6 protein-coding genes are annotated in these 9,681 nt (G+C 65.7%); 1 reads left to right on the top strand and 5 read right to left on the bottom strand.

The window, feature by feature from the left end; translation table 11 throughout:
- Nucleotides 1-22 precede the first annotated feature (22 nt).
- On the top strand, nucleotides 23-2,950 hold the full coding sequence (locus ACGFH6_RS30080; protein WP_393390735.1) for a P-loop NTPase fold protein: 2,928 nt from the start codon (nucleotides 23-25) through the stop codon (nucleotides 2,948-2,950).
- Nucleotides 2,951-3,484: 534 nt separating this feature from the next.
- Here ACGFH6_RS30080 and ACGFH6_RS30075 read toward each other — a convergent pair.
- The 5 genes from ACGFH6_RS30075 to ACGFH6_RS30055 are packed head-to-tail and all read right to left on the bottom strand — an operon-like array spanning nucleotide 3,485 to nucleotide 9,669.
- Nucleotides 3,485-3,862, bottom strand: a complete 378-nt coding sequence (locus ACGFH6_RS30075; protein WP_393390734.1) for a hypothetical protein — start codon at nucleotides 3,860-3,862, stop codon at nucleotides 3,485-3,487.
- On the bottom strand, nucleotides 3,859-5,613 hold the full coding sequence (locus tag ACGFH6_RS30070) for a type IV secretory system conjugative DNA transfer family protein (RefSeq protein ID WP_393390732.1): 1,755 nt from the start codon (nucleotides 5,611-5,613) through the stop codon (nucleotides 3,859-3,861). Before ACGFH6_RS30070 ends, ACGFH6_RS30075 begins: the two co-directional genes overlap by 4 nt.
- A gap of 5 nt (nucleotides 5,614-5,618) precedes the next feature.
- Nucleotides 5,619-7,031, bottom strand: a complete 1,413-nt coding sequence (locus ACGFH6_RS30065) for an ATP-binding protein (RefSeq protein WP_393390730.1) — start codon at nucleotides 7,029-7,031, stop codon at nucleotides 5,619-5,621.
- A complete protein-coding gene (locus tag ACGFH6_RS30060) occupies nucleotides 7,031-8,467 on the bottom strand; it encodes an SCO6880 family protein (protein WP_393390728.1) in 1,437 nt (478 codons plus the stop codon). Before ACGFH6_RS30060 ends, ACGFH6_RS30065 begins: the two co-directional genes overlap by 1 nt.
- Nucleotides 8,464-9,669, bottom strand: coding sequence for a hypothetical protein (locus tag ACGFH6_RS30055; RefSeq protein WP_393390726.1), 1,206 nt, complete (start codon nucleotides 9,667-9,669; stop codon nucleotides 8,464-8,466). The genes ACGFH6_RS30060 and ACGFH6_RS30055 overlap by 4 nt, the downstream gene beginning before the upstream one ends.
- Nucleotides 9,670-9,681 lie beyond the last annotated feature (12 nt).

Genomic DNA, 9,681 nt, shown 5'->3' with positions numbered 1-9,681 from the left:
CGCCTACCGCCAAGCCGCCGACATGGGCAACAGCGCGGCCTTCCGCGACCTCGGACATCTATCAGAACAGCGCGGAGACCTCACCAACGCCGAGCGCGCCTACCGCCAAGCCGCCGACATGGGCAACAGCGCGGCCCGCCGTGACTTAACTCAGTTGCTCGAACGGACCGGTGACAGTCGCCGGCCTGATCCGTTGGCCGAACCTGCTTACCCCGACCGTGCCGAGTCAAGCGGCACGACCACCATCGAGGCGGATCTGCGCGACGAAGCACTAGGCGAGGTGTCCGACCGGTCAGCAGCGCAACTATTCGGACGGCTCTCACCGTCATCGATCAGCGCTCTCGAGTACGCCGACGCTCTGCGTATTGCCGCTCGCCGGGACAAGATCCACATGGAGCATCTGCTGCTTGGATTGAGCCAGAAACAAGATGGCCCGACTCGGAGGCTGTTGGAGCGCGCCGGGCTCGGGCAAGCCGAGCTTCTCGATGTGTTGGCCGAAGCGGTGGGAGCCAGCTTCCCGCCGTCGATCGCCCCAAGTCACCTGGACTCGCTGCCGCCCATTTCCAAGCATGCCGCCGAGGCTCTGGAGCGTGCGGTCGGCCTGGCCGATTCCCTCGACTCACAAGTCGTCCGCTCTCGGCACTTGTTCTATGGGACGCTTTCAGTCTCCGGCTGCAGTGTGGTGCGTCTGCTGGCCGCACGGGGAGTCCGTGCCGCCGACATCGAGAACCTCGCCACGTCCGGTCCACCGATAGCCATTGCGGACCGCCCGTCGCTGCTGCCTGGCGCCGCGGCCGACACCGTCCCCGAGCCTGGCAGTGGGCGGGTCAAGAGCGCAGACAAGCTCGACGTCGCGGTCGATGTCGAGATGCTGGTATCGGTACTCCTTGCGCGCGATACACCCTTGCCGCTCGCAGTCGGCTTGTTCGGCGATTGGGGTAGCGGCAAGAGCTTCTTCATGGCACTCATGCAGGAACGGATCGACGAGCTGGCCAAACTCGCGAAAGACCGACAACCGCAGGCGTGGCCATATTGCCAGGAGATTCGCCAAGTGCGCTTCAACGCCTGGCACTACGTTGATACTGATCTCTGGGCCAGCCTCGCAGCCACGCTGTTCGATGAACTGGCGCGCGCGGGCCAGGCGGACGAGACTCAAGCCAAGTTGAAGGAACTCGATCAGGCTCGCAAGAAGGTGGTGGAGGCCAGGGCGGAACGCCACCGGCTAGAGCGCGAAGTTGCCGAACTCGACGCGAAGGTCAACCGGCCTATAGCTGCCGCGCGAGCGGCAGTCTCCGCTGCCATACGCGCCGTACGCGACGAGGAGAAGGTCAGCGCGAAGCTGCGCGACGTTGCGCTGGCAGACAGTCCTCTCGACGACAGTTCGCCGCCGCGGGCCGACGACGATTCGATCACGCAGCTCGCCGATGTTCTCGGCGTGGTTGACGGCCCACTTGGACGGGCGCAGGTCACGTGGCGCCTGTGCAAAGAGGAGGTACTGCATCGACGGCGGCGAACCACGATTGTCACCTTCGCTGCACTCATCCTCGTCGCAGTTATCGCCACGATGCTGACCAAGTGGTCCGCCGGAGCCACACTGCTGGCCGTTCTTGGCGCCGCCATCGCGGCGTTGACACCCGCCCTCAATGGCGGACTCCGCGTCCTGTACTGGGCACGGGAGGCACGCGAAGCGCGCGAACTGCCGCTTGTGGAGAAGCGTGGCGAACTTGCGATCGCGCGGGCTGCTGAGAGCGCCGCAGAGGAAGAGGCCTTGCAAGGCAAGCAGGAACTCGCCAACGCGCGAAACAAGGGACTGCGGCTACAGGAGCTTGTGCGCGAGCGGGCGGCCAGTTCGGACTACAGGGACAGACTGGGCGTCATGTCGAGGGTGAGACGCGACTTCGAGGACCTCGTGGGTCTGATGCCCGGTGGCCAACCGAATGGCACCGACGACGGCGAGGATCCCGATGTCGGGACTCGGGTTGCCCCACAAGTCCCTGACGTTGAACGGATCTTTCTGTACGTCGACGATCTCGACCGTTGCCCACACGACAAGGTGGTTGAGGTGTTGCAAGCCGTCCACCTCCTTCTCGCGTTCAAGCTCTTCGTCGTCGTAGTCGGAGTCGACAGTCGATGGCTCACGCGATCGCTTGCGGCGCATTACGACAACCTCCTCGACGAGCCAGACAGCTACCTCGAGAAGATCTTCCAGATTCCCTTCGCGCTAAGGCGCATGACCCAGCAGCGCTACCAAGACCTTATCGTCGCCCTGACCCCACCGCCGAGCCCTGCCCGCGAAACCACAGACTCACACGGGACTGTTGTCCCGCCACCCGAAGATGCGATCGAGCCGTCAAGGATTGCTTCAGTCAGTCAAGAGTCACCTGACAAGTCTTACGAGGTCGACAACAGCGAAGTCGAGGCCAATCCGAGCGGATCAGCTGCTGACCCCCAAGCAGATGCCCACCCGACCCCACCAATCGAACCTGAGACAAGCGAGCCAGCCTTGCCCCGCCCGGAGGCACTGTCGCTGACAGCACCTGAACGGTCACTCCTCGGTCAGGTCAGCGACTTTGTCCCAACGCCACGCGCCGCGAAGCGGCTAGTCAACATCTACCGGATGCTGCGAGTGTCTGTGCCCAGCGACGAACTTGAAGCGTTCCTTCCAAAGACCGACTCTGAGGTAGACCGTGATGGGAACGAATACCAGGCAGTCATCTTGCTACTCGGCATCCTGATCGGGCGCCCAGCGGTCTCACAGCACGTGTTCAACTCGCTGACCGCTGCACCTCCTAGCACCGACATTTGGCAGTTGCTGGCGCCCTTCGAGGAACTCAACGAACCGCTCCGCCGACTTCGCGAGCACGTGACAGTCGGCCGAATCGACGCATATCAGCGCTGGGCCCCTCGCGTATCACGCTTCTCGTTTCGCATGGCGGTAGTCCCTCCGTGAGACGAGCGGCAGGATCCTCACGATCTGATCCGGGATAGCCAGCTCGAGCGGCCAGCGGCCGAAAGCTAGGTCACGTCCATTCCGCGGGACAAACTTTCACCGCCCACATCATCATGCGGGCAGCACCACGAACGACTTCGCAGTCTTACGACCGAGTGGAGCCACTGCCGCTGCCGTCTGGGTACAGGTCAGAGCCCGGGGGCGACTGCAATGGAGTCCTGTCCTGGCCGTCTCTCAGGATCTGAAGAGGAGTTCGCCGGCTCAACGGTAGCGGCTTTCATGCGGCCGAACTTGTCGATGCAGTGCAGTCCGACACAGCGGCCGGCACTCTCTTCCTAGGGAGCAGTAGGAGAACAACAGAGGCGTGGGTCGAGTCGCCCAGGGCCAAGAACGCCCGGATCGAAGTATCTACAGCATGTCTGGAGCGGATCATGTCGTGTGATGGCTCGATTCCTAGCCCGACACATCCCGCTGACTCGACTGCTACGGAAGGCGCCGAGGGCCCATTTGAGTCCCATGGACGCGACACGGGGCTCAGCCTGACTGTTCGGGGCGGTGGTTGGTTCTCGTGCAGCCGAGGAGGGAGGTCCAGTCTCGGAGGCGGCGGAGGGCGAGGGTTAGGTCTCGGTGGAAGGCCACGGGGTCTGAGGGGGCGGCGTCTTCTTGGTAGCAGGCTTCCCAGAAGGTGCGGAGGGCGGAGAGTTCTTCGACTACGGCGCCGTGTTCGGGCCAGCAGGGTGGGATGACTTTGTGGTCGAGGCTGTAGCGGGTGGTGGCCCAGGTGACCCAGTCGGCGAGGCGTTCTAGTTCTTCTTGGGTGCTGGCGGGGTCGAGGTCGCGCCAGCAGATCACGTAGGGGTCGGTGCCAGCGGTGAGAGCGAGTGCTCTGGCGAGTTCGTCGTCGGGATTCATCGGCGTCGGGTTGCTTGGTCGATGCTTCGGCGGATCTCGTGAGCGTCTGCGCGGTCGGTCCAGGGCGTCATCTTGAGGAGGACAGGTGGGGCGGTGCGGGCGAGCAGTACGCCGGTGCCAAAGGGGAGGGTGCGGATGATGTCGGGAGGCAGGATAGGGATTCGGCGGGTGCTGGTGGAGATGGTGCGGCCGCCGTCGGCGCCGCGGCTCCAGTTGCGGATCTCTTCGTCGCGTTCGCCGCAGACGGCGGCGAGGTCTTGAAGGTCGCGGGGTTGGGCGGACCCGCCGAGGACCAGGCGGAGGGTGGCGGCGTCCCACATGGCGGCTGCGGCTTGTTCGCCCCAGCGTTCACGGGCTTGAGCAAGGGACTGGATGACGACGAGGGTGGAGATGCCGGAGCCGCCGCCGTCGGCCATGAGCGATGGCAGGGACGGTACGGCGCAGAGGTTGGCGATCTCGTCGAGAACGAGCGCCAGTGGTGGTTCGAGGCGTCCGCCGGGGTTGTGGGCGGCGAGTTGCCGAGCCGACTCGGTGATGTCTTCCAACAGCGCGGCGATGAAGGCCGAGGTTGCGCTGGCGCCGGCGCCGGTTCCGAGGAGGTAGATGGTTCCACGTTCGCGGATGAAGCTGGCTGGGTCGAGGCCTTCTCCGGGTGGTGGGTCGAAGGATCGGCGTACGGCGGGATCCGCGAGCGCCGACAACGCTGAGCGCACGCCGGCCCAGATGGCGTCGCGGGTCCGGCCGTCCATGCGGACGATGCCGTCGAGGGTGTCGCCCCAGCCCTCGGCTGCTTCGTCGGAGCGGTTGAGGATGGTCACAGCCTCGATGGCCGAGGCTGGTTCGAGGCCCCAGCGGTAGAGCTGGGCGATGCCGGTGTCGTCGATGGCGGCGGCGTGGAGCAGGCCTCGCAGTGCCATCTCGGTTTGGCCGTGCCAGAAGGCTCCATCGCTGACGCCGCCCTTGGCGAAGCCGGCGCCGGCAGCGAGTCCGCTGGCGCGGACCATCGCTGTGGTGGGGTTCTCGCATCCGCGTACTGGTGACCAGCGGATGCCTTCGACGCGGCCGAGTCCTTGCGGGTCGAAGATTGCGACTGGTCCGGTTGCTCGACGCGATTCGAGGGTCGCGGCGAGGTTGTCGGGTCGGGTTGATGTGGTGACCACGGCGCCGGGTGCGTCGATGATCGCGCTGATGATTTGGTGAAGGCCTTTGCCGGATCGTGGGGGTCCGACAACGATGACGGAGTCCTCGACGGAGGCCCAGCAGTCCCGGCCGCGGGAGCGACCTAGGTGGGTTCCGACATCGGCCGGTGAGTTGCTCGGTGCGAGAGGGCGGGCTGTGCGTCCTCGCCGTACGACCTGTCGCCGGCCGACGGCGGCGTCAACGTCGCGCGCTGAGGCCAGTCCCGGCCGAGCGGCGAGTGCCTTCGCGCGGTTGGTCGATGTAGCGCGCCGACCATGCCAGAGCCTCATCACCAGGTAGCTGCCGGCAATTGGTACGGCCACCAAGGTCGCCAGGATGAGCCAGTAGGTCACCGGGGCGATCTGTGCGGAGTTCAGACCGAAGGCGACCGCGGGATCGGCCGGGTGCATCGGGACCCGCAGCGCGTCAATCCAAGGGGACGTGACCCAGTGCTGTGTGGTCACCATGCTGGTCAGACCGCCGGCCAGGTAGAGGACGCCAGCGCACGCGAGGAGTACTCCGCCGGCGATGAAGATCGTGTCGGTTAGATCGCGGGGAGCTTGTTGGTTCATCGGCGCTACATCCTGGCGTCGGTGTCGAAGAGTTCGACCTCGCGAGCGTGGCGGACCAGCTGGACGACGAATGATCGGTTGGGTAGACGCCATAGCGCGCGGCCTTTGGGGAGTTTGGCGATCGTCGCGATCTCCACGTCGGTGAGGCCGAGCAGGCTGGCCGTTCGCTCGAGTTGGTCGGGTTCTTGGCGGAGCATGATCCTGGTCGAGCAGTCGGCGAGGAGGCCCTCGGCCAGGGCTCTTGCCTCGGATCCGAGGTCGCCGACGGCCGCCAGGTCGGAGAGGCGGTGGACGATGAGGACGTTGGAGACGCCCCAGGCGCGCGACAGCTTCCACTGTTCCTGCATTCGGCGCAGTAGCGCTGGGTCGCGCATGACGCGCCATCCCTCGTCGTACACGATGTAGCGGTTGCCGCCCGCGGGATCAGCGACTGCTGCCTCGAGCCACGACGACGCGCATGCCAACGTGAGTCGAAGTGCTTGGTCGTTGCCGCCGCTGCCTAGCCAGGACGAGTCCAGCGTGACCATTGGCAGCGTCGGATCGAACTCGGTCGTCGACGGCCCGTCGAACATCCCCGACAGGTCACCATGAACTAATCGACGGATCGCGTGCGCAACTTCGCGTCCATCCCCTGTCAGGGTCGCCGTCGTCATCCCGGCACGTTCAGCGCGCAGAGAGTCGGGTGTGAACAGAGCCACCACAACGTCCGGGATGGTCGGCGACGCGACCTGACCCGAGACCGTCTCCAGGGCTAGGTCGAGGGCGGTGTGTTCGATCGCGGCCAATGGTCGTCCGAGGGTTGATTCGGCCAGGGTGCCGAGCAGGGCGCGGCGGCGTGACCAGACGATCCGGTCCCACTCTTCAGCGTCGATCGTGACGGGTCTCCGGCCGGCGTCGAGTGGGTTGAGCCGTGTCGGAAGTCCCGGGCCGAGCTTGATGACCGCGCCGCCCATCGCTGTCGCAACTGGTGTCCACTCCCCTTTGGGGTCGCAGGGGACGTACGCCTTGTGGCCGAGGGCAAGGGATCGGGTGATCAATGCCTTGGCCGTGGACGACTTGCCGCTGCCGATCACGCCGGCCAAAAGGATGTTGGGATTCGTGATGACTCGTCCTTGGTAGAGGACCCAGGGGTCGTAGACGAACGATCCTCCGCTGAAGACGTCGGAGCCGACGTAGGTCCCGTCGGCCCCGAGACCGCCCTCGGCCAGGAATGGATAGGCGACCCGAAGCACGCGGGTGGTCGCTCGGTGCCGGTCGACCATGAGCCGCGACCCTTGGCCGAAGTTCAGTCCGCTGGTCCCAGTCTCGGCAGCGATGCGTGCCTTCGGCATGCGTCGGACGGCGTACGACGCTTGGCGGTTGGCGCGACGAGTCGCACGGTCGGCGTCCTCTCGCTCGAAGTAGGCAGACCCGGCCATCACAGTCCGATCCCGAAGGGCAGGGCGGCGGCCATGAACCCTTCCATCTGCTGCCCGACGAGCCGGCGCAGGTCGAGGAGGGCTTGGGTGGCGGCGATCTCGATCTCCATACAGGCGTCGTCGAGCGCATCCTCGTTGTCGGCCGAGACCACGACGAGGCCGAACCAGCGGACGTCGCCGTGGCCTGCCGCCAGATCCCGCTCGCGCTGGGCCACGTCGGCGTCGAGCTGGCGATCCTCTTCGGTCTCCAACTGACCGATCTTGGAACGTGTCGCTCGGTCGGTGACCCGCTCCACCTGATGACGTCGAGCGTCTCGCAGCGCTTTGCCCATCGGGATGGGCTGCAGCACGAGGGTGAAGGTCCGCCGGATCCCTGGCTTCAGCAGGAGTGGGCTCAGGAAGGTCGGCGTGGTCTGGATCCGCGGCCATTCGGTGATGACGTACACGCGATGGAGCGAGGAGTCGGTCCGCAGGTGGTCCCAGCTCGCGTCGACTCCGAGTGGGCCGGCGTCGGCTGCATCCAGCGGCTCGGTAGTCGGGATCGTCCGAGTCGCAACGGGGTCGAACGCAACCCGCAGACTCATGGCCAGCTCACCGGCACTCAGCCAGCAGCCGGCGACGCCCGCAGCCGCAAGGGAGGTCTGGAAGGCTCGAGCTTCGGACTCGAGCACAGCTGTGGCACCGGTGATCCCGCCGCCGTGCTTGCGGATCTCTCGCGAGACGGCGTCGAGGTTCACGGAGAAACTGAATAGGGTCTCGTGCCTCGCTGCAGCCGGTGCGGCCCGCTTCAACAGATCGGTGTAGATCGCGCCGGCGGGCGTCTGTGGATCGACGTTGCGCTTCGTTGCCCACTCCCCCAGCTCATCACCGGGATCTGGAAGCGTGCGTTCGAGGATCTGGGCTCGGGCGATCCGGTTGCCCTGGCACAGCCCGGCGATCAGGCGCCCGTACGCCGCAACGCGACGGTCCTGCTCGTCGGTGTTCTGCAGCAGGTGCGCCGGCCCCTCGATCTTGGCCACCGCAACCAGGCGACGACGTCGCGTGTCGTGGACGACGCCGATGCCAGAGCCAGCGGTCAAGATCCGCAACGCCGTCCCTTCCCCGGGAAGCGTCAGCTGTCCATGCCGCCGTGGCTCCATGACTTTGGATCGGAACGCATGCTGGCCCCGCAGCGCACGCAGTACATGAACGCCACGCAGGACGAGCCAGCGATACAGCGGCAGATCCTCTGCCCGAGCAAACGCCCCAGCAACGCATAGGCCCGCGAAGGTGAGGCCGCTCAGCTTCGCCACTGCGGGTACGTGCACGACGATGAACACTGTCGCGGCAATCACAGCGACCAGCAGCAGTGCGACCTGCACGGGACGAAGCCCGAGGAGTACGGCGTTCCGTTCGGGGCGGGGGAACCGGGTTGAGAGTGCGCTAGATGTCGTCACTGTCGCTCACTTCCTGGCTGGTCACCGCTGTTTCCACCGTCAGGCGACGGCGCTGCGCCGCTGGATCCGTCACTCGTTGACTGACTCGCGGCGATTGCGATCGCTGTAGAACTATCTCCACCCCCCGTTGTCGGCGATCCGACTCCGCCGCCGTCAGTCGCGGGCTCGACCTCGTCTGCAGAGGCGGGATTGCCTGCCGACCGCTCATCAGCAGAGTCGCCCGCCCCTCCAACGACCTGTTCGTCGTCGGTGCCACTACCCGATCCGCCGAAGTGGTGCGCGCGCCACTGCTGGGCTTGGTCGAATCGCTCCTTGAGTGCCGCTGGACCTGCGGTTCCCTGCTGGAGCGCATGAATCGCGGTCTGGCCGTGATCGCCTGCCCAGTGGATGAAGGAGAAGGTAGCGATCGGCGCAAACGCAGCCATCGCGAGCAGCAGAACTCCGGTCAGAAAGGTACCGATCGAGGCGTCGCCGTTCTTGTCGACGTTGCCTGCCGCCGAGAGCCCGACGGTGAAGACCACGGCCATGGCCACCTTGGAGAACAGGAGGGCGCCGACGACCTCGATCCAGCGTCGCAGCCAGTGACGCGTCGCCGACCAGGTCCAGCTCGCCATCGCGATCGGAGCGAAGACGACGAACGCCACGATTGCGACCTCGCGGATCAGCATGACGAAGTACAGGGAGATGGAGGCGATAAGACCGAGGATGACGGCCGTCAGGATGAACCCTCCGAGTGAGGCCACCGCCGGGATACTGCCCACTTCGACCATGCGCTTCAAGCCGTCGGTAGTTGCCCGGTTGCCGAGAATCGCAGTCGAGATCTCATCCACCGCCAACCCACACGACCTGACGACGGCGACTGCGAGCGGCACGCCGGCGGTGCCCAGCAGTGCGCCCGTGAGCGCGTGACCGAGCCGAGCCGGCTCGCGTCTGATGACTGCCGATACGCACTGCAGAACGAATGCTGCGACGAGCAGCGGGAGTGAGATGGTGATCATCAGAGCGAGGTTGTCGTGCCACCATTGATGGTCGAACCTCGGCGCCGTGCTGGTGCTGAAGGCCTGGAAGACGTACGACGTGACGTCGGTCAGGCCTCGTGCCATCCAGTTCAGGAACGAGTTCCACCACGAGTCTGTGATCGCGTTCGTGCCTGTCGACGCCGCGCAGTCGATTGGGTTCAGAAGACAGTCGGTCCATGCCATCGATGCGCTCCT

This window comes from Kribbella sp. NPDC049227 (assembly GCF_043197265.1).
Taxonomy (GTDB): domain Bacteria; phylum Actinomycetota; class Actinomycetes; order Propionibacteriales; family Kribbellaceae; genus Kribbella.
The sequence above is the reverse complement of the archived record's forward strand: the minus strand, read 5'-3'. Positions and strand labels throughout refer to the sequence as shown.